The 20,736-nt window shown below is 64.5% G+C and carries 16 protein-coding genes and 1 pseudogene; 12 read left to right on the forward strand and 5 right to left on the reverse strand.

The window, feature by feature from the left end:
• Nucleotides 1-168 precede the first annotated feature (168 nt).
• The 3 genes and pseudogenes from APH27_RS16580 to APH27_RS26010 all read left to right on the forward strand — a co-directional run.
• Entirely contained in the window at nt 169-1,155 is a 987-nt protein-coding gene (locus tag APH27_RS16580; protein WP_060485390.1) for a hypothetical protein, read from the forward strand.
• A gap of 72 nt (nt 1,156-1,227) precedes the next feature.
• Nucleotides 1,228-1,407, forward strand: a complete 180-nt coding sequence (locus tag APH27_RS16585; RefSeq protein WP_027919235.1) for a CsbD family protein — start codon at nt 1,228-1,230, stop codon at nt 1,405-1,407.
• 170 nt (nt 1,408-1,577) lie between these two features.
• Nucleotides 1,578-1,863 (forward strand): annotated as a pseudogene (locus tag APH27_RS26010) (integrase); the annotation flags it as partial.
• A 36-nt stretch (nt 1,864-1,899) separates the two neighbouring features.
• Here the strand turns inward: APH27_RS26010 and APH27_RS16590 are convergent.
• From APH27_RS16590 to APH27_RS16605, 4 genes are all read right to left on the reverse strand, one after another.
• The gene (locus tag APH27_RS16590) at nt 1,900-2,301 is read right to left on the reverse strand and encodes an IS110 family transposase (RefSeq protein WP_060485391.1); all 402 of its coding nucleotides are present in this window, start codon (nt 2,299-2,301) and stop codon (nt 1,900-1,902) included.
• A 313-nt stretch (nt 2,302-2,614) separates the two neighbouring features.
• Nucleotides 2,615-3,430 carry a sugar phosphate isomerase/epimerase gene (locus APH27_RS16595; protein ID WP_027919360.1) on the reverse strand — a complete coding sequence of 272 codons (816 nt, stop codon included), beginning with the start codon at nt 3,428-3,430 and terminating at the stop codon, nt 2,615-2,617.
• 23 nt (nt 3,431-3,453) lie between these two features.
• Nucleotides 3,454-4,506, reverse strand: coding sequence for a Gfo/Idh/MocA family protein (locus APH27_RS16600; protein ID WP_082435165.1), 1,053 nt, complete (start codon nt 4,504-4,506; stop codon nt 3,454-3,456).
• Nucleotides 4,507-4,645: 139 nt separating this feature from the next.
• Nucleotides 4,646-5,422: an IclR family transcriptional regulator gene (locus APH27_RS16605; protein WP_027919358.1), complete on the reverse strand. Its 777-nt coding sequence runs from the start codon at nt 5,420-5,422 to the stop codon at nt 4,646-4,648.
• A 185-nt stretch (nt 5,423-5,607) separates the two neighbouring features.
• On the opposite strand from APH27_RS16605, the gene APH27_RS16610 reads away from it, so the two are divergent.
• From APH27_RS16610 to APH27_RS16620, 3 genes are all read left to right on the forward strand, one after another.
• On the forward strand, nt 5,608-7,320 hold the full coding sequence (locus tag APH27_RS16610) for an FAD-dependent oxidoreductase (RefSeq protein WP_060485392.1): 1,713 nt from the start codon (nt 5,608-5,610) through the stop codon (nt 7,318-7,320).
• An 88-nt stretch (nt 7,321-7,408) separates the two neighbouring features.
• The gene (locus APH27_RS16615; protein WP_027919356.1) at nt 7,409-7,795 is read left to right on the forward strand and encodes a YidH family protein; all 387 of its coding nucleotides are present in this window, start codon (nt 7,409-7,411) and stop codon (nt 7,793-7,795) included.
• Complete coding sequence (locus APH27_RS16620) at nt 7,788-8,117, forward strand: DUF202 domain-containing protein (protein WP_027919355.1); 330 nt, start codon at nt 7,788-7,790, stop codon at nt 8,115-8,117. Before APH27_RS16615 ends, APH27_RS16620 begins: the two co-directional genes overlap by 8 nt.
• A gap of 11 nt (nt 8,118-8,128) precedes the next feature.
• On the opposite strand, the gene APH27_RS16625 is transcribed toward APH27_RS16620, so the two are convergent.
• A complete protein-coding gene (locus APH27_RS16625; protein WP_060485393.1) occupies nt 8,129-10,972 on the reverse strand; it encodes an HD domain-containing phosphohydrolase in 2,844 nt (947 codons plus the stop codon).
• 344 nt (nt 10,973-11,316) lie between these two features.
• On the opposite strand from APH27_RS16625, the gene nhaA reads away from it, so the two are divergent.
• The 6 genes from nhaA (at nt 11,317) to APH27_RS16655 (ending at nt 20,711) form a co-directional block, all read left to right on the forward strand.
• Entirely contained in the window at nt 11,317-12,675 is a 1,359-nt protein-coding gene (gene nhaA / locus APH27_RS16630; RefSeq protein ID WP_060485394.1) for a Na+/H+ antiporter NhaA, read from the forward strand.
• A 125-nt stretch (nt 12,676-12,800) separates the two neighbouring features.
• Nucleotides 12,801-14,180, forward strand: coding sequence for an 8-oxoguanine deaminase (locus tag APH27_RS16635; RefSeq protein ID WP_060485395.1), 1,380 nt, complete (start codon nt 12,801-12,803; stop codon nt 14,178-14,180).
• Between the two features lie 134 nt (nt 14,181-14,314).
• Nucleotides 14,315-15,826 carry a nucleobase:cation symporter-2 family protein gene (locus tag APH27_RS16640; protein ID WP_027919351.1) on the forward strand — a complete coding sequence of 504 codons (1,512 nt, stop codon included), beginning with the start codon at nt 14,315-14,317 and terminating at the stop codon, nt 15,824-15,826.
• Nucleotides 15,827-16,115: 289 nt separating this feature from the next.
• Nucleotides 16,116-18,008 (forward strand): penicillin-binding protein 2, encoded by a 1,893-nt coding sequence (mrdA, locus tag APH27_RS16645; protein WP_027919350.1) that lies wholly within the window; start codon nt 16,116-16,118, stop codon nt 18,006-18,008.
• A gap of 262 nt (nt 18,009-18,270) precedes the next feature.
• Complete coding sequence (gene feaR, locus APH27_RS16650) at nt 18,271-19,185, forward strand: transcriptional regulator FeaR (RefSeq protein ID WP_060485396.1); 915 nt, start codon at nt 18,271-18,273, stop codon at nt 19,183-19,185.
• Nucleotides 19,186-19,391: 206 nt separating this feature from the next.
• Complete coding sequence (locus APH27_RS16655; RefSeq protein ID WP_060485397.1) at nt 19,392-20,711, forward strand: hypothetical protein; 1,320 nt, start codon at nt 19,392-19,394, stop codon at nt 20,709-20,711.
• The last annotated feature ends 25 nt before the right edge of the window (nt 20,712-20,736 follow it).

The following is a 20,736-nucleotide window of genomic DNA, read 5'->3' on the forward strand; positions in this document are numbered from 1 at the left end:
ACCTGGAGCTTAATGGCTGCAGGCAGGCCAAGGGTGGTGCGGATGCACTAATCGATCAGGTGCAGATGCGCCAATACAGCCTTGCATGGGACCTGCAAACTGGCCCTGACGTTGCACCAGCGGTATCAGTTGCTGGTGCTGCCAGTCTCAACTCACGAGGATGCATAGATGACTGAATCGTATGTGACCGCCCCAGCCAATGCTGTCAGCACGCTGCGGGTATCCTGGAGCGCCGTGTTCGCAGGCGGCGCCATCGCCTTGGCCAGCTACCTGATACTCAGTGTGCTGGGAACGGCCATCGGCGCCGGCGCCGTGGACCCGATGGCTGAAGGCAACCCCTTGCGCGGCTTTGGTACGGGCGCGGGGGTGTGGTTGTTCATCAGCACGCTGCTCTCGGTGGCTGCCGGTGCCTGGGTGGCTGGCCGTACCGCACCTACCCGGGGAGGCCTGCATGGTCTGTTGAGTTGGACAGTGACCACGCTGATGGCTACCTGGCTGCTGGCCTCGTTAGCCGGCAGCGTGGTTGGCACCGCTGGCAACGTTGCCGGCAAAGGCCTCTCGCTCGCCGCCGACGGCGTCGCTGCAGCCGCGCCAGGTGTAGGCCAAGGCATCAAGGAGCAACTGAACAAGCAGGGTATCTCGCTCGACTGGGACAGCCTGGAAGCGCAGTTGAGCAAAACGCTGGAGCAGTCCGGCAAGGCTGAGCTGAATCCCTCGACCTTGGAGCACAAGGCCGATCAGGTTCAGGCTCAAGGTGAGTCTGCAGGCCAGGTCGCGGCCGAAAACCCGACCCTGGCCATCGACCAGCTCAAGCAGTGGTTCGAGCGGGTACGCAAGGCGGGTGAGCCTGCCCTGAGCGCTGCAGACAAGGAAGCCTTGGTCAACATCGTTGCTGCGCGTACCGGCAAGAGCCAGCAGGAGGCCGAGCAAGTGGTCGATAACTACGCCCGTGCTTATCAACAAGCCGCCGAGCAGGTGAAGGCTCTGAAGGAACAGGCAGAACAGCAGGCACGCGAAGCGGCTCAGGTCGCCGCCAGCAATGTTTCGAAAGCGGCCTGGGGCACCTTGGTAACGCTGCTGATCGGAGCCGCCTTGAGCTTTGCAGTAGGCCGCTTCGCGTTGTCTTCACGCAAGATCCCTGTCACCGCTGCGTGACACGCAATTCAATCGATGCAGGCATGTCTCATCCAACCCACGTTTCACTGAAGATTGTTTAAGGAGAAAACCATGAGCAGCACTTCGGACAAAGTAAAAGGCATGGCTAACGAAGCTGTCGGCAAGGTCAAGCAAGCCGTAGGCAAGGCCACCGGGAACACGGAACTGGAGTTGAAAGGTAAACTGCAGGAGAAAAAGGGCGAAGCGCAGCAGGTAGTCGGTGAAGTAAAGGATGCAGTTACCAAGGATTAACCTGGTCACCTGCTGATGAACAAAAGGTCGCCCTCGGGCGACCTTTTGTTCAGCGCGCCTGGCTAGGCCGCTCAAATGAGAATGGACTGGATCTACACCGGATCAAGTGTCCGCTATGGGGCGGTTAGTGCCTCTGGGGTCGAGCTGACCATCCTTGTCCTCCCTTACAGGGGGAGCACGTGCCATCGCGAGCGACAGTGATGCAGCAGAAAACCCAGCGGCCCCGTGCAGTTTGAGATTACAGAGCAAACGCGGCTGGCCCTACAGGCCTGGATACATCAAGCCCAACTGCACAGCGAGGATTGTCTTTTTCCAAGCCGGCTACACGCCTCAGCGCCTCTTTCCAAGCGCCAATACGCCCGAATCGTCAACGTGTGGATAGAAGCTATTGGCCTTGATCCAGCGATGTACGGCACGCACACGATGAGACGTACGAAGGCATCACTGTCGAGCCGAGGCGTTTCTCGGCAAGTCAGCTATCTGTAGTCGGGCTCACTTTCCGCCAAGGTTCGCCCGGGCCCATTGCTCAGCTGTGGTTACTGGAATCGACTGCTGTTCGTTGAAGGTTCCCGCTTTAGGCCATGCCACACCTCTGCCCTGTGCAAATACAGCATCGGTCTTGGCGCGTTTACCCATCGACTTGGCAAAGTCCCGGGCACGACTGGGATTGATCCGGCAAACCGGAAAGTCGGCATCCTGCAGCGCTTTGAGGACATTGCACTCGTAACCACCGGTAGCTTCGAGCAAAACCATTGAAACTGCATACCCGCCAAGCTTTTCGACGAGCAGTTGAAATCCTTTCAAGTCATTGGAAACACTGAAGTTCACACCCTCAGGGCGGATGTGAACGGCAAGTGTGGCACTGGAAACATCGATGCCGACAGAGGAAGACATGGCCAAACCCTCTTAAACTCAAGGAGTGAGAGCGCTTTGGCTTGGCCCACGCTTGTGATTCGAGATTACGGCCCTCATCCAACTGTTCGGGCTCTCGCCAAAGTGGAACGGTGAATGGCAGCTTTTGCTCCCACACGTGCTCAAGGCACCTCGGGCTATCAGCTTGCCATTCACCGCTCTCACTTCAGATTCTATCCCCTCGCCAAGACACAAGCGGGCTTGCCCGCTCCCACAGGTACAGCGCATGCCTGGAAGCTGGTGATGAGCCTGTGAGAGCCGGCTCGCCGTCGATCACGTACATCGTGCCATGAGCTCAGACTCTGGCGAGTACGGCCTTGGCCTTCTCCAGTGCCATGCGCGCACGCTGCTCACCACTGATGCCCTGCTCCATCAACTGCCGGGTGGGGATCTCCAGGCTTAGCGGCACGGTCGGCGGCAAACCACGTAACAGCCCCACCAGGTCGGCATCGCCCTCCCCTGGGAAGCGCCGTTCGTTGCGCGCCTGGCGCAGGATCTCGTCCATGTCGGCAGGCACCGGGCCGGCGACGTCGCACAGTTGGGCATAGCGCATGCACTGCGCTGGCAATTGGACCAGGTCGTCCAACGCAGAGCGTGAGCGGTTGAAGTGGAAGGCGTCGACCAGCACGCAACCATTGGCGCGGTCGGCGTTGGCCACCACGCGCATGGCCTGGCGCAGGTCGCGCACGTCGGTCCAGGGCATGAACTCCAGGTGCGGGTGGATGCCATAGCCGGCTGCCAGGTCGCACAGCTCGGCAAAACGTGCAGTAAGGCGCGCTTCATCCGGGTCGTTGCCAGCCACCAGCAATTCGGTACCACCCAGCTCGGCCCCCACTGCCAATATCGCCTCGAAATCGGCTACGCAGGTGTCGGGCTTGAGCCGGAGGATTTCCAGGTCCAGCACCTTGATGCCCGTGTCGCGCAGGCGCGCCTGGGTCTGCCGGCGCAGGTCGGCGTCAGCCACCAACGGGAAGTGCTGCTCCTGCTCGGTGGCTGGCACCAGGCGCAGGCCTACATGGCTGTAACCGGCACGGGCGGCGGCTTCCACCATTTCTGGCGGGGAAAGTTCGAGCACCGTCAAGGCAGCAAGGGAAAAGATACGGTCGGTCATGTCATTTACCTAAGGACGAAAGATCAGGCGATCAGCTCTGGCGCACAGGCCCGGCCGGTTTCGGCTGCCTGGCGGATTGCTTCGACGAGGGCCAGGGTGCGGCCAGCGTCGGCGGCATCGATCAACGGCGCTTCTGTGCCTTGGACTACGCGGATGAAGTGTTGCAACTGCAAGGTCAGCGCCTCGCCTGCGGGGATGGCTTCCTCGCTCTGCAACAACGGCGTGTGCCAGCCTGAGCCGGCCTCGGCGTAATGCCAGCGCTTGAGCTGCGGAATGCTCAGTGCCCCGTGGGTGCCGGCCAGCAGGTAGCAGGGCTGGCCGTCCTGCCGGGGGTAGATCGGGCTTTCACCGGAGTCCAGTTCCCAGCTCCATGGCGCGGCCACTGCGTCTGAACCGGTCAGGCTGCCCAGCGCGCCGTTGGCGAACTGCAGCAGCACTGCCGCGCTGTCTTCGTTGGCGAAGCCGCGCACGTCGTTGCGGGTGAAGGCCTGCACCTGCACCACCTCGCCACACAGGTGGCGCAGCAGGTCGAGGTCGTGGATCAGGTTGGTGAGCAGAAAGCCGGCCCCCGGCTCGCGGCGCCAGGGTGTTTCGAAGTAGCTGTCGGGCTTTTGCAGCTGCCACAGGGCGGTGACATTGATCAGCCGGCCCAGCTTGCCTTCGCCAATTATCTGGTGGGCCTTGGCGATCAGCGGGTTGTGCCGCCGGTGATGGCCGACCAGCACCGGCACGCCCCGGCGGCGCGAAGCCTCGACCAGCGCACGAACCTCATCGAGGTGCACGCCCACCGGCTTTTCCACCAGCACCGGCACACCAGCCTCGACGCAATCCAGGGCGCAGGCCACGTGCAGGTTGTTGGGGTTGGCGATGATCACCGCATCGGGCCGCGCCTGTTCGAGCATCTGCCGGTGATCGGCGAAGCAGGCAACCCCGCACTCGGCAGCGAAAGCCTCGGCCTGTGGGCCCGGGTCTGCCACGGCGCACAGCTGGGCTTGCGCGAGCCTGCGCAGATGTTGGTAATGCTGGCGGCCCATGATACCGGCACCGATCAGGGCGATTCGTAGGGGTGAGTTCAACGCACTGTCCTCTTGTCCTTATTGTGGTGCAGATTGTGAAACCAAGTTCCATAATCGGCACTGCACAATGTAGAACCAAGTTCAGCTTTTCAGAACGCCCCTCTCAACAGACCGTGCGATTACCGACCAGAAATGCACATCAGGCGAACAATTCGCTCGCCCGACTGGCTGCCGACAGCTCTTCGGCCGCCGCCAGCAGCAGCGGCGCCAGCTCGGCCAGGCGGGCTTGCGCAAGGCGGGCACTGGGGCCGGCAACGCTGAGCACGCCGATCACCTCGTCGCTCTGCGGGCGGCGGACCACGGCAGCCAGGGCAGATGTACCGATGGCCGAGGTCTGCTCGACCCAGGCATAGCCGCGCTCACGGGCACGGTGCAGGTAGGCAAGCAGCTCATCGGTCGAGCGCGGCGCATTGGGGCCGAACTCGGCCGGGTCGGCAATCCCCTGGCGCAATACCATCTGCAGCGCTTCTTCATCGCTCAGGCTGGCCAGCCAGGCGTGCCCGGAGGCGGTGTAGAACAACGGCGCGTCACGGCCCATGTCCGGGTCGTAACGTAACCCGGAACGGGCACCCTGGGACTTGGCAATCCAGGTCTGGCGGTTGCCTTCGATCACCCCAAGTCGCACCAGCTCGCCGCTGTCCTGGGCCAGGCGGTCAAGAATGGGCTGAATGATGTCGGCGCCGCTACTGGCCAGGTAGCGAAAGCCCATCGCCACCAGCTTGGCGGACAGCTGATAACGGCTGTTGTCGCGGTTCTGCCGGACATAGCCCAGGCGTACCAGCTCGGTGAGCATGCGATGGGCAGCGCTCTTGGGAATGTCCAGGCGCTCGGCCAGGGTTTGCAGCGGCAAGCCGTGGGGTTCGCCGGTAAGGCTTTCAACAAGCCTGAAGGCGCGTTCGATCTGACTACCAGCCATGACGTATATCCCTGAAAATTTGCCGAATTCTAGAAGATGATTCCATGCCGTCGATAGCTACCGCGAGCTTCAGGCATTCAAGTGTCCGGTAATCGACCAGAAGTTGCCACCTGGCCTTGCAGTACCTTCCACTTGAAATGAATATTGTGGAATTCAGTTCCAATTAAAACTCAGGAGACACCGCAATGTCCGCCGAATCGTTCCCAAGCGACTGCGACGTACTGGTCATCGGCTCTGGCGCAGCCGGGCTGGCAGCGGCGGTCACGGCCGCCTGGCATGGGCAGAAGGTCATCCTGGTCGAGAAGGACCCGGTACTCGGCGGCGCCACCGCCTGGTCCGGTGGCTGGGCCTGGGTGCCACGCAATCCGCTGGCCCGGCGCGCTGGCATCATCGAGGACATCGAGCAACCGCGCACCTACCTGCGCAACGAACTGGGCACGCATTACGATGCCGAGCGCGTCGATGCGTTTCTCGAAGCCTGCCCGCACATGGTTGCCTTTTTCGAGCAGCACACGGCACTGCAGTTCGCCGACGGCAACGGCATCCCCGACATGCATGGCGACACGCCCGGCGCTGCCCTCGGCGGCCACCAGGTGATTGCCGCGCCATACGACGCCAGCCAGCTTGGCGCGCTGCTGCCGCGCCTGCGCAAGACCCTGCGCGAAACCTCGTTCATGGGCATGCCGATCATGGCCGGCGCGGACCTGGCCGCCTTCCTCAACATGACCCGCTCGCCGCGCGCCTTGCTGCACGTGTGCAAACGCTTCGCACGCCACCTCTATCATCTGGCCCGCCACGGCCGGGCGATGCACCTGGTCAACGGCGTGGCACTGGTGGCCCGGCTGGCGAAGTCGGCTGACGACCTGGGCGTGCGGATGATCGAGTCGACAGCAGCAAAGGGCCTGCTGATGGAAGACGGCAAAGTGCTGGGGGCGAGCCTTGCAACCCCGCAAGGCGAACGGGCGATACGTGCCAAGGCCGTGGTGCTGGCAGCCGGCGGCTTCCCCAATGACCCCGCACGGCGCCGGCAGCTGTTCCCGCGTGATACCAGCGGCCACGACAACCTCGCCCTGCCCCCGCAGTCCTGCTCCGGCGACGGCCTGCGCCTGGGCGAATCGGCCGGTGGCGTGGTGGCCACTGACCTGAAGTCACCGGTGGCCTGGGCGCCGGTATCGAAAGTGCCACACCGTGACGGAAGTATCGGCCACTTCCCGCACATCATCGAACGTGGCAAGCCAGGCATCATCGGCGTGCTGGCCAACGGCAAGCGCTTCGTCAACGAGGCGCACGGCTATTACGACTATGTGTCTGCGATGGTCGCTGCCGTGCCGCCAGGCGAAGAAGTCTGTTCGTGGCTGATCTGCGACCACCGCTTCCTTCGCCGCTTCGGCCTCGGCTACGTACGCCCCGCGCCGCTGCCAGTGGGGCCACACCTGCGCAGCGGCTACCTCAAGCGCGGCACGACCCTTGAACAGCTGGCCCAGGCTTGCGGCATCGACCCCGCCGGGTTGAGCGCTACGGTCGCAACCTTCAACCTGCATGCGCGCCAAGGCCAGGACCCGGCCTTCGGCCGTGGCTCGACACCCTTCAACCGCAAACAGGGCGACCCGCTGCACAAGGGCCCAAACCCCTGCGTGGCGCCCATCGAGCAGGGGCCGTTCTATGCGGTGAAGGTGCAACCCGGCTGCTTCGGCACCTTCGCCGGCCTGCGCACCGACGGCCACGCCCGCGTGCTGAACGATGACGGCCAGCCAATCAGCGGCCTGTACGCGGCCGGCACCGACATGGCCAGCGTGTTCGGCGGCTGGTACCCGTCGGGCGGCATCAACCTCGGGCCGGCGCTGACCTTTGGCTATGTCGCCGGGCGGCATATCAGCGGCGTAACGGAGTACGAATAGCGCCAGCGGCTGGCGAACCATGGACATTGGCAGGGTTTGCCACTCAAACTGAGCGCCCACCGACCTTACCCGAGGAGGACGACTGCCCTTGAACAAGAACACCGAGCCCTCACGCGGCTGGCTGGCCAGCAAGCTCCTCGCCGACGGCCAGGAACCGGACCCGCGCTTCACCCTGGCCAACGAGCGCACCTTCCTCGCCTGGATCAGGACCGCGCTGGCGCTGCTGGCAAGCGGCATCGCCGTGGACATGTTCACGGCCGAAATCTTCAGCCCCGGCACCCGCCGCCTGCTGGCGGTTGCATTGATCAGCCTGGCCCTGCTGCTGAGCCTGCCGGCCTTCGCCCGTTGGCTCAATGTGGAGCGGGCGATGCGCCAGAAGCGGCCGCTGCCGTTCCCGCTGATCGCCCCGGCGTTGTCGATCGGGGTTTCGCTGGTGATGGCGTTCTTTGCCTACGCGGTGTTCTTCCATGCCTGACCCGCAGCTCGCCCACGCCGATGAGGGGTTGCAGCCGGAGCGTACGCTGCTGGCGTGGCGGCGCACCATCATGGCGATGGTCGTGTGCAGTTGCTTCTTCCTGCGGTGGGTGCCGCACCATCGCTGGTTGGCCGTGGCACCGGCGGTGCTCTGCCTGCTGGCCGCCGGTGCCGCCTGGCTGCGTTTGCGGCGGCGTTACCGGCGCCATGTGACGGGCCTGCGTGCCGAGACCATCGCCTCGGGCATCACCGTCAACCTGTTGCTGGCAGCGTGCGTTACCGCACTGTGTGCGATCGAGCTGATCGCGATCCTGGCGTGGTAGCCACGGGTGCACTAGAACTGCCCTAGCCAATACGCCACATCCACCTCATCGATCTGCTCGCTGCGCAGGAACCGCCCGGCATACTCCAGGTACACCCCGCTGCCGAGGAACAGCCGCAACAGCTGCCCATCGATGTGGTTGTCGCGGGCCATGAACACCAGGATCTTCACCGACTCGGACAATGTTTTCGCCGGCTTGTACGGCCGGTCGGCGGCCGTCAGCGCCTCGAAGATATCGGCAATGGCCATCACCCGCTCGGCGACGCCGAGATCGCCCTGGCCCAACCGGCGCGGGTAGCCGCCGCCATCCATTCTTTCGTGATGGTTGCCGGCGATGTCCGGTACACGCCGCAACTGGCGCGGAAACGGCAGCGCAGTCAGCATGATGATGGTCTGCACGATATGTTCGTTGATCTTGAAGCGCTCTTCATCGTTCAGCGTGCCACGGCGGATCGCCAGGTTGTACAGCTCGCCCTGGTTGCTGGCGTTGGCCGGCAGGCGCATGTCGAAGCCCCAGACGTTGCGCGGGTCGCCCTTGACCACCGGCGGCTTGCGCGCCCCCCAGGGCTGCAGGTGCTCGGGGCGGTCCGCCAGCAGCGGCTCTTCGACCGGCAAGGGTGCAGGCGCCGCACCGGCAAAGCGCTGTTCTTCATCGCGGGATATGCCCAGGCGGTTGTCGAAATGCCGTTGCCAGCGGCGCTGGCCGATGCGCTGCAGGCGCTCGACATCCTCATCCTGCATGAACTCGCCACCGATATTGGCCCTGGCGACGAACGCGAACTCTTCCTGCAGTTCGGCGCGGCACTGCTCCAGCGTGCGCTGCAGCACCGGCTCGGCTTCGCCAGCGGCCAGGCCTTGCCAGTACGCAAGCTCGGCATCGCGCCAGAGCACCTCGAAGCGCATGCGCACCTCATGGATACGGTTGTACAGGGTCTCCAGCTTGGTCGCCTTGTCCACCACGTACTCAGGGCTGGTGACCTTGCCGCAATCATGCAGCCAGGCGGCAATACGGAACTCGTAGCGCTCGGCCTCGGTCATGCTGAAGTCGGCAAAGGGGCCGCTGTCGGCCTGCATGGCCTTGTCCAGCAGCATCTGCGCCAATTGCGGCACACGCTCGCAGTGGCCACCGGTATAGGGGCTCTTGGCATCGATGGCGTCGGCCAGCAGCTTGATCATCCCGTCCAGCAAGCGCTGCTGGGCTTCGACCAGCTGGCGCGTCTCGATGGCCACCGCAGCGGCGCCGGACAGCTCTTCGACGAAGCGGCGGAACGGCTCCCGTACTTCAGCATTCTCGCTCTTCAATTCAAGGACGAGAATGCCGAGCAGCTCATGACCCCGGTCATTGAGCACCACCGCAAGGCTGCGCCCGCCCAGCGTCAGGGCCTGTGTGACCGTTCCCGCCAGGTCACGGTGATCGGCCTCCCCTAGCGTCAGTTCCTCGGGGTAACCCGTACCCCGGCAGGAAGCGGCCAGGCGCAGGTGGGCGTGCTGGTCATCGAACAGGTATATCGCCCCGGCACCGACCCCGGCCGCTTCCACCAGGTGCGTCAGCACGCCATCGAGCATGCGTTCCAGCTGGGTCTCGCGACTGAGCGTCAGCGTGATCGCCTGCAAACTGCCGATGGTGCCGGACATGCGCCTGAGCACCTGGCTCAACTCTCGCACTTCGGTCACCCGCGAGCCCACCCCCACTTCGCGGCTGAAATCGAAGCCGGCCAAGGCACGCACCTGGTCGGCCAACTGGTGCAACGGGCGCCCGATACGCCGGCCGAGCAAGCCGCCGAGCAACAGCAGCACGGCCATCAGCGCGACCGTCCACAGCAGTTGCTCGAATAGCACCTTGCGTGCCCCCGCCAGCAGTTCCTGCGCTGGCACCGCGATCAGCACTTGCAGGTCCTGCCCGGCCAGGGTCGTCAGTTGCACGCGCATGCCAAACCACTTTGCGCCCTCTACCTGATAGAGCTGTGGCCGTGCGCCTTGGGGCAAGTTGGTGTAAACCTGCTGCAAGCTGGGTACGCCCAGTTCGGCGATCCGCGACAGCCGCACGCTCTCGCCCTCATGGACGATGACCCGCTGCAGGTCCGGGTAAGCCACCACATTGCCGCGGCTGTCGACCACGGCAATTTCGGTGCCGGGGGTCATGCGCAGGTCGCGGGTTTCGCTGGCCAGGTCGTCGACCGAGACATCCATGCCGAGCACCGCCGCGCCGTCCACGCTGCGCTGGGCCATGGTCATGCCGATTTCGCGGGTGGTGAAGAAGACATAGGGGTGAGTCAGCACGGTACCGGATTGTGCGCTGGCGTCGACGAACCAGGGGCGTAAGCGTGGGTCGTAATGGTAGTCAGGCATGGCCTGGGCCTTGAGCAGGGTCAGAGCGCGGTCATAGAAGCGCCACTCGCCGAGCATCGCGCCGCCCGCGCCCTGGCTGACACTCTGCACCAGGAAGCGGCTGCCCGCCGGCGCGGCAAAGCGGGCCAGCAACTGCGGGTCGCGCAAGCGGCGCACCAGCAGAAACTCGCCGTTGGGGTAACCAACGTAGGCGGCGCTGAGCATCTTGTTGGCATTCAGGCTTTCGACCAGCTGTGGCAAGCGCTCCAAGCGCTGCGGCAGGTTGCTGGCGGCCGGGTTGAAGGCCAGCAGGCGAATGCTGCTCTGGGCAGGGTCGACCAGGCGCCGGGCGCGTTCATCGATGGTCTTGCCGACTTGCTGGGCAGCATCGCCAGCGGCGGCCACCAGGGCCTGGCTGATGCCGCGATAGCCCTGCCAGGCCAGGCCGACACCGAGCAGCAGCATGCCCAGCACGATGGCCAGGGCCACCAGCCATTGCAGGGAGATTGTGCGTCCGGGTTTGCTCATGGGTGCCCGCTCCATTCGGCAGGCCGATCCCATGACCCCAGGCTCGCCCACAGGCGGCCCGCTGCGCCGGCAGCAAGACCCATCAGCACGCTGACCATCCAAAGCACTCCCTGTGTGGCGACTTTCAACAGTGTAATCAGCCAGAACGATCATGCCGGGCGAGTGTCGTGCGCTGCCAGCACGGCAGCCCGAGAGTGGCATAGCGACATTGCGCGGTTCAATGCTCTGCGCTTGGCCTGGGCGCATATGCCCGGTAGAATTGCGCCCGGGTGCTAGCTGCAAGATGCAGTGACGCAGGTTAAAGAACAGTGTAGGTCGGGCCGCCTGCAGGAGTTCTTGTGCCTATGCAAAAAACCAAATTGACGCGTGCCCAGCAGCTGGCCCAACGCGCCTTCGCCAATTTCGAGCGCTTCCTGCACATCGAAGCGGTCAGCGGCATCGTCCTGCTGATCACGGCCGTTGCCGCCCTGATCTGGGCCAACTCCCCGGCCGCCGCCAGCTACGATGCCCTCTGGCACACGCCGATCAGCTTCGGCATCGGCTCGCTGAGCTTCTCGCAGTCCCTGCACTTCTGGATCAACGATGGCCTGATGACCATCTTCTTCCTGGTGGTGGGCATGGAGATCCGCCGCGAAATCCACGAAGGCGCCCTGGCCAGCCTGCGCCAGGCTACCTTGCCCATGGCCGCCGCAGTTGGCGGCGTAGCGGTACCTGCGCTGATCTACCTGGCCTTTGGCCATGCGCCAGCCGAGCAGCAAGGCTGGGCCGTGCCGACCGCTACCGACATCGCCTTTGCGGTCGGCGTGCTGGCCCTGCTGGGCAAGTCGATCCCGTCCAACATTCGCGTATTCCTGCTGGCCCTGGCGATCATCGATGACATCATCGCTGTGCTGATCATCGCCATCTTCTACTCAGGCGGCCTCGACTACAGCGGCTTCGGCGTAGCCGCCATCGGCTTGCTGCTGGTGATCGGCCTGCAAAAGATCGGCGTCGGCTCGGCCTGGGCCTATGTCATCCCTGGCACCATCACCTGGGTCGGCATGCTGATGACCGGTGCCCACCCGACCCTGGCCGGCGTGATACTCGGCCTGATGACCCCGGTAGCCGCCATGCCACTGGGCGAGCGCCCGCTGGATGCGGTCTCGCGCTTCACCAACGACCTGCTGGGCCGGGCCAAGGCCCCCGAGCAGGACACTGGCGACCTCAGCGCTCCACTCAAACGCCTGCGCCTGGCCCAGCGTGAGCTGGTACCACCGGTAACCCGTGTAGGAGGCGCCCTGCACCCTTGGGTGGCCTACGCGATCATGCCGCTGTTTGCCCTGGCCAACGCCGGTGTCGGCCTGTCGGGCATCGACCTGTCGGCCGAAGGGCCCCATTGGGTGATGACCGCCGTGGCCGTGGCCCTGGTGGCCGGCAAGCCGCTGGGCATCATCAGTGTCAGCTGGCTGATGGTGCGCCTGGGCTGGTGCAGCCTGCCGGCCCAGGTCAACTGGCGCGGCATCACCTTGATCGGCCTGCTGGCCGGTATCGGCTTCACCATGTCGATCTTCATTGCCAACCTGGCCTACAGCGACCCAGCCTCGCTGGGCGCAGCCAAACTCGGCGTGCTGTCAGGCTCGGTGATCGCTGCCGTGCTGGGCCTGGCCTGGGGCGTTACAGGCCTGCGCAAAGGCGCCAGCAAGGCGCCCGTGCAAGCAGGCTGAAGCCAACCGGGGCCTGCGGGCCCCGGCATTTTTCTGTATACAAAAATTTCAAACTTTGCTTACATGCATGCCTGTGCGCCTACGACATCGGCCAACGTCGCTGCGTATTGCGCCAGGCATGAGCGATGCAAGCTTCCCTGCAACATACCCCCAAGACCCTCCTGGTCAAGAACGCCGCACTGCTGGTCACCATGGACGGCGAACGCCGTGAAATCAAAGGTGGCGGGCTTTATATCGAAGACAACCTGATCAAGCAGGTCGGCCCCAGCGATACGCTGCCGCAGCACGCCGACGTGATCCTGGACATGGCCGGCAAGGTGGTCATCCCGGGCCTGGTCAACACCCACCACCACATGTACCAGAGCCTCACCCGCGTGGTGCCGGCAGCCCAGGATGGCGAGCTGTTCAACTGGCTGACCAACCTGTACCCGATCTGGGCGCGGCTGACCCCGGAAATGATCTCGGTTTCGACCCAGACAGCCATGGCCGAGTTGATCCTGTCTGGCTGCACCACCTCCAGTGACCACCTGTACATCTACCCCAACGGCTGCAAGCTCGATGACAGCATCCATGCTGCCGGCGAGATCGGCATGCGCTTCCACGCCGCCCGCGGCAGCATGAGCGTGGGCCGCAGCCAGGGTGGCCTGCCGCCTGATTCGGTCGTAGAGAAGGAAAGCGACATCCTCAAGGAGTCGCAGCGCCTGATCGAGGACTACCACGATGCCAGCCACGGTTCGATGCTGCGCGTGGTGGTGGCGCCCTGCTCGCCGTTCTCGGTCAGCCGCGACCTGATGCGCGAGGCCGCCGTGCTGGCGCGCAACTACGGCGTATCGCTGCACACCCACCTGGCCGAGAACGTCAACGACATCGCCTACAGCCGCGAGAAATTCGGCATGACGCCGGCCGAATACGCCGAAGACCTCGGCTGGGTCGGCCACGATGTGTGGCACGCCCACTGCGTGCAGCTCGACCAGCACGGCATCGAGCTGTTTGCCCGCACCGGCACCGGTGTCGCCCACTGCCCTTGCTCGAACATGCGCCTGGCCTCGGGCATCGCGCCGATTCGCAAGATGCGCGACCACGGCGTGCCGGTGGGCCTTGGTGTGGATGGCTCGGCCTCCAACGACGGCGCCAGCATGATTGGCGAGGTACGCCAGGCACTGCTGCTGCAGCGCGTCGGTTTCGGCCCGGACGCGATGACCGCCCGCGAAGCCTTGGAAATCGCCACCTTGGGCGGCGCCAAGGTGCTCAACCGCAACGACATTGGCGCCCTGGCGCCGGGCATGATCGCCGACTTCGTCGCCTTCGACCTGGGCCACGTGGCCTATGCCGGTGCCCTGCACGACCCCTTGGCGGCCCTGGTGTTCTGCACCCCGACCCACGTCGATACCAGCGTGATCAATGGCCGGGTGGTGGTGCAGGATGGCCGTATCACCACCATCGACCTGCCGCGGGTACTGGAGCGCCACAACCAGTTGGCCTACCAGCTCGTCAGCGGCGAATGACCTGAACAGCCCCTGCCGCCGCGCTTGAAAAAGCGCGGCGCGCCTTGCTGCGGCTGCGTTTTACCTGTTTGAACCCAATGCGACTGAAACCGTGCAGTTAGACGCGTAACAAAAACAACAGCGAGCTACTCACCATGACATCTACCGCTACACCTCGTCCGGAAGACGAGAACCTCGGTATTGGCGCCAACTTCGCCTACGGCCTGCAGCATGTGCTGACCATGTATGGCGGCATGATTGCCGTGCCGCTGATCATCGGCCAGGCTGCCGGCCTGTCGCCGGCCGATGTGGGCATGCTGATCGCCGCCTCACTGTTCGCCGGGGGCCTGGCCACCTTGCTGCAGACCCTTGGCGTACCGTTCTTCGGCTGCCGCCTGCCGCTGGTCCAGGGGGTTTCCTTTGCCAGCGTGGCGACCATGGTCGCGATCATCGGCAATGACGGCACCAATGGCTTGCAGGTGGTGTTCGGCGCCGTGATCGTGTCGTCGCTGATCGGCCTGCTGATCACCCCGCTGTTCTCACGCATCATCCAGTTCTTCCCGCCGCTGGTGACGGGCATCGTCATCACCACCATCGGCCTGACCCTGATGCCGGTGGCGGCACGCTGGGCCATGGGCGGCAACAGCCAGGCAGCCGACTTCGGCAGCACGGCCAACATCAGCCTGGCCGCGTTCACCCTGGCCTGCGTGCTGTTGCTGAGCAAGCTGGGCAGCGCCAGCCTGTCACGCCTGTCGATCCTGCTGGCGATGGTCATCGGTACCCTGGTGGCCATGGCCTTCGGCATGGCCGACTTCACCCAGGCGCTTGACGGCCCTTCGGTGGCGCTGCCGGAGGTGCTGCACTTCACGCCCGAGTTCCAGCTGGCGGCGATCCTGTCGATGCTGATCGTCATCGTGGTGACCATGGTCGAGACCTCGGCGGACATCCTTGCCGTGGGCGAAATCATCGGCACCGACGTCGATGCCCGGCGCCTGGGCAACGGCCTGCGCGCCGACATGATTTCCAGCGCCCTGGCACCACTGTTCGGCTCCTTCACCCAAAGCGCGTTCGCGCAGAACGTCGGCCTGGTGGCGGTGACCGGGGTCAAGAGCCGCTATGTGGTGGCCAGCGCCGGCTTCATCCTGGTCACCCTCGGCCTGCTGCCGGTGATGGGCCGGCTGGTGGCTGCGGTACCGACCGCCGTACTCGGCGGCGCCGGCGTGGTGCTGTTCGGCACCGTCGCGGCCAGCGGCATCCGTACCCTGGCCCAGGTGGACTACCGCAACAACATGAACCTGATCATCGTCGCCACCTCGATCGGCTTCGGCATGATCCCGATCGCCGCACCGGGCTTCTACCACCATTTCCCGAGCTGGTTCGAGACCATCTTCCACTCCGGCATCAGCTCGTCGGCGATCATGGCGATCCTGCTCAACCTGTTGTTCAACCACCTGCGCGCCGGCAACTCCGACCAGCAGTCGGTGTTCGTCGCCGCCAGTGAGCGCACCCTGCGTTACCACGACGTGGCCTGGCTCAATGAAGGCGACTTCTTCCGCGATGGCAAGCTGTTCGACTGCGACGGCAAGGAAGTGCCGATCGTCGAGGCCGAAGCGGCGCACGGGCATGCCTCTGCCCCCGCCCGGAAACAGGTGGATCACGCGCACTGACAGGCACACTGAAACCACATGAACAAATCTTCACGTTGGCCGTCAACGCCCTGATGGTGGGGTGGATGCGCGATCCGGGGCGGTGACCCGGTCGCGCTTGCCTTGAGGCGCGGGGCCGGGTTGCGTAGCATCGCCGGCCCCGGGGCCGCTGGGCGGCCCTTTCGTGGGCATGCCCGCTCCCACAGATACTGCGCAAGCTCAAGATCGGCGCGGTACCCGTGAGAGCGGGCTTGCCCGCGAACGAGGGCGAAGCCCTCGCCTGCCGAATCCGCTACCGTACAGAGCCCCCATGCCGCAACCGATCCCCCTCAAGGACCACGAAAAGGAAAAACACCTGGTCAACCGCCGGCTGCTGGCCTGCGCCGCCCTGGTGTTCAGCCTGTGCGCGGTCCTCGTGGGCCGGCTCTACGTGCTGCAGGTGCTGCAGCACGACCAGCAGAGCGCGGTGTCGGAAAACAACCGCGTGCACATCCTGCCCATCGCCCCCGAGCGCGGGCTGATCTACGACCGCAACGGCGTGGTGCTGGCCGACAACAAGCCCAGCTTCGACCTGACCATGACCCGCGAGCGCGCCGGCGACTCGGCCAAGGTACTCGATAGCCTGGCCGAAATCCTCAGCCTCGGCGAAGACGACCGCAAGCAGTTCGACAAGGACCTGCGCCGCGGCCGCAAGCCGTTCGAGCCGGTAACCCTGATGGTCGGCCTGACCGAAGAGCAGATCGCCCTGATCGCGGTCAACCAGTTCCGCCTGCCCGGCCTGGACGTGGAACCACAGTTCATTCGTGAATACCCGCTGGCCGAACACTTCGCCCATTCTGTCGGCTATGTCGGGCGCATCAACGAAAAGGAAGCCAAGACCCTCGACAGCACCGAGTACCGCGGCACCCAATCGATCGGCAAGACCGGTATCGAGCACTTCTACGAGGCCCAGTTGCACGGCCACGTGGGCTATGAAGAAGTGGAAACCAACGCCCAGGGCCGGGTGATGCGTGTGCTCAACCACAAGGACCCGATCCCCGGCAAAGACATCATCCTCAGCCTCGACTCGCACCTGCAGGTGGCCGCCGAAAAGGCCCTGGGTGACCGCCGCGGTGCGGTGGTGGTGCTCGACCCCGCCAACGGCGACGTGCTGGCAATGGTCAGCAACCCAAGTTTCGACCCCAACCTGTTCGTCAAGGGCATCAGCTTCAAGCAGTACGCTGCCCTGCGCGACTCGATCGACCGGCCACTGTTCAACCGCGTGCTGCGCGGCCTGTATGCGCCCGGTTCGACGGTCAAGCCGGAAGTGGCCATCGCCGGGCTCGACAGCGGCGTGATCACCCCCGGCAGCCGGGTGTTCGACCCAGGCTACTACGAGCTGCCCAACTACGACCACAAGTACCGCAACTGGAACCACAGTGGCGATGGCTGGGTGGACATGTACACCGCCATCATGCGTTCCAACGACACCTACTTCTACGACCTGGCGCACAAGCTCGGCATCGACCGCCTGCACGACTACATGGCCGAGTTCGGCCTGGGCCAGAAGGTTTCGCTGGACATGTTCGAGGAAGCGCCCGGCCTGATGCCTTCGCAGGCGTGGAAGCGCGCCACCCGTCGCCAGGCGTGGTTCCCGGGCGAGACGCTGATCCTCGGCATCGGCCAGGGCTACATGCAGGTCACCCCGCTGCAACTGGCACAGGCCACCAGCCTGCTGGCCAGCAAGGGTGTGTGGCACCGCCCGCACCTGGCCATGACCGTGGGTGGCGAGACCCCGGTCGACCCAAACCCGATGCCCGACATCGTGCTGCATGACAAGCACGCCTGGGACCAGGTCAACGTCGGCATGCAGATGGTCATGCACGATGCGCGCGGTATCGCCCGCGCCGCTGCGGCTGGCGCCCAGTACCGCATCGCCGGCAAGAGCGGCACGGCGCAGGTGGTGGCGATCAAGCAAGGTGAGCGCTACAACCGCAACAAGACCCTCGAACGGCACCGCGACAACGCCCTGTTCGTCGGCTTCGCCCCGGCTGACCACCCCAGCGTGGTGGTGGCGGTGATGATCGAGAACGGCGAGGCCGGCGGCCGTGTTGCCGGGCCGGTGGTGCGCGAAGTCATGGATGCCTATCTGCTCGATGAACAAGGCCACCTGAAGCCGCAATATGCCGGCACTCCGGCGGCCAAGGCCGTCCCGCACACCTGAGGGGCCGGTGGAAACACTGCTGTTTCAAATTGCTACATTCCGAAGCGCCAGCACGGCGCCTCTGATCAGCCCGATGCCATCCCGCCTGCCCGATCACACTATTTAACCGTTCTATATCAATACGTTACCTCGCAATCAGAACAGTCGCGGCGGTCTTCAGGCCTGCTTTTTGCTTGAACATTCAAGTGAATTGTAATGCATACCCCGAAGACCAAGAGTTCGCCCGAGCGATCCGCGTCACGTCATACCCTGCGAGGCATCCATGACTCCTGCAAGCCGTGTTTCCGACGACCACTTCCAGGCCTGGCTGAGCCAGGTCAACGAAGCCTGCGGCCATTTCAACGGCCGCAAGCTCGACCCTGGCTTCGTCGGCCAGCTGGAAAAATGCCAGGTAGGCCAGATCTCCATGAGTATCGTCGACATGACCCAGGTCAACCTGTTCCGTGGCCCGCGGGAAATCCGCGCCAGCAGTGCGGACAATTACTTCGCCGTGCTGCAGATGGCCGGCACCTCGCGCATCGAGCACCAGGACGCGTGCATCGAACTGCAAGCCGGTGACCTCACCCTGATCGATGCCAGCACACCGCTGGACATGCACTTCCACCAGCGCTCGCGCCAGTTGTCGTTGATCCTGCCGCGCAACCAGGTGCAAAGCGGCACCCGAGGGGTCGGCGTGGCCTGCGCCAGGCGTATCGAGGCAAACACGCCCTTGGCCAGCATGGCCCGGCTGATGATGCTTGAAGCCGGCCGTACCCAGCACATGGGCAACCACGAAAGCCAAGCCGTGCTTGACGCGCTGATCGCCCTGCTGCGCCCAGCGATTGCCCAGGACACCATCCCGGGCAGCCACGAACGCATGTTCCGCAAGGCCCTGGCGCTGATCGACCAGAGCATCACCTGCGAAAGCCTCAGCCCCGAGTTCATCGCCCGCGAAGTGGGCATCTCGATGCGTAGCCTGTACCGCATCTTCGCCAAGCACGGGCTGGTCATCGCCCAGTACATCCGCAACCGCCGCCTGGACTTTTGTGCCGAGAGCCTGCGCAATCCGGCCATGGACCAGAAGGTCTCGTCGCTGGGCTATGCCTGGGGGTTTTCCGACTCGAGCTATTTCAGCACCGCGTTCAAGGCCCGCTTCGGCATGACCCCCGGCGAGTACCGCAAGCGCCACGCCAACTGACAAACCGGGCAAACCGGCCGCAATCAGCACCTCCCGCTCCACGAAGGCCCCGCAACGGGGCCTTCGGCGTTTCAGCCCTGCTGTCACCTTGGCACGGTGCCAAAGGCATCTGGCAGCCAGCACAAAAGCAGGCGCCAGGGCTTCCTGCATGATCGTTGGCATGTCTTCGGAACTTCTGCCAAACCCATAACAAAGGAAGCCAGACCATGCACCACCGCCCGTTTCGTCTCACCTTGGCCGCAGTCCTGGCCGGGGTCTCGCTGGAGGCGTCCGCCGTGGAGCTCTACGGCGATGACGAGCGCCACCTCAATGCCAACGTGGAGGCCGTGTTCGGTGCATTCCACAGCGAAGAAAGCTATGCCATCGCCCGCGACCAGCCAGGCTCCACCTCGTGGCGCGAGGGCTACATCAAATACGGCCTGAGCGGCGACCAGCGCCTGGGTGGCAGCGGCTCGCTGTACGGCGCCTTTGCCCTGCTCAGCTCCGGCACATGGGGCGATGGCGACGCCGCCGGCTTCAGTGACGGCAGCGAGCGCACCACCAAGATCGAGGACGCCTACCTGGGCTGGAAGTCCGGCAACCTGGTGCCGGCACTGGGTGAGGACGGTATCGACCTGTCGTTTGGCAAGCAGATGGTCGCGGTCGGTGACGGCTTCCTGATCCAGGGCGACTCGCTGAACGTCGGCCACGGCCTGGCCGATGGCCAGTTCAACCGCGGCGGCGCCTACTACCTGGCCGCGCGCAAGAGCTTCGACAAGACCGCCGTGTTGCGCCTGGGCGGCAAGCAGGGCTGGCGCAGTGACTTGATGTGGCTGCAATCGGACAACCGCGCCCAGGCCAAGACCGAAATGCACGTCGCCACCCTGGAACACGTGGCCGATGCCGGCACGGTCGGCCTGACCTACATCGGCACCACCCACGTCGACGAGGCGTTTGCCTCGCCGCAGCAGCTGGAACGTGACGGCATGAAGACCTACAGCCTGCGCGGCCAGGGCAATGCCGGGGTGGAAAACCTGTTCCTCTCCGGCGAGTACGCCAAGCAGGACAAACCGCACACCGCTACCGAGGATGCCTGGTACCTGGAAGCGGGCTGGACCTTCGCCGACGTGCCATGGCAACCGAACATCAGCTACCGCTACAGCCGTTTCTCCAAAGGCTATGACACCTTGTTCTACGGGCTGGGCCGCGGCCTGGGCACCTGGTTCCAGGGCGAAGTGGCGGGCAACTATGCCGGGCCATTCAACAGCAATGCGCGGATTCAGAAAGTGGGGCTGACAGTGAAACCGACCCCGTCGCTCAACGTGGGCATCATGGGTTTCAAATTCGACACCCTCGACCGCAGCCTGGGCAATGCCGACGGGCATGAAGTGGATCTGTATGCGGAGTGGACGATCAACGAGCACCTGATGATCGTGCCGCTGGTGGGCTTGTACCAACCGGATCGCAGTGCCGAGCAAGGCGGGACGCAGCTGGGCAATGACAACCGCAACCTGTATAGCCAGGTGGTGTTCGTCAGTACCTTCTGAGTTGCATCCGGGGGTGTGCGCTTCA

Source organism: Pseudomonas sp. NBRC 111123 (assembly GCF_001320205.1).
Taxonomy (GTDB): domain Bacteria; phylum Pseudomonadota; class Gammaproteobacteria; order Pseudomonadales; family Pseudomonadaceae; genus Aquipseudomonas; species Aquipseudomonas putida_J.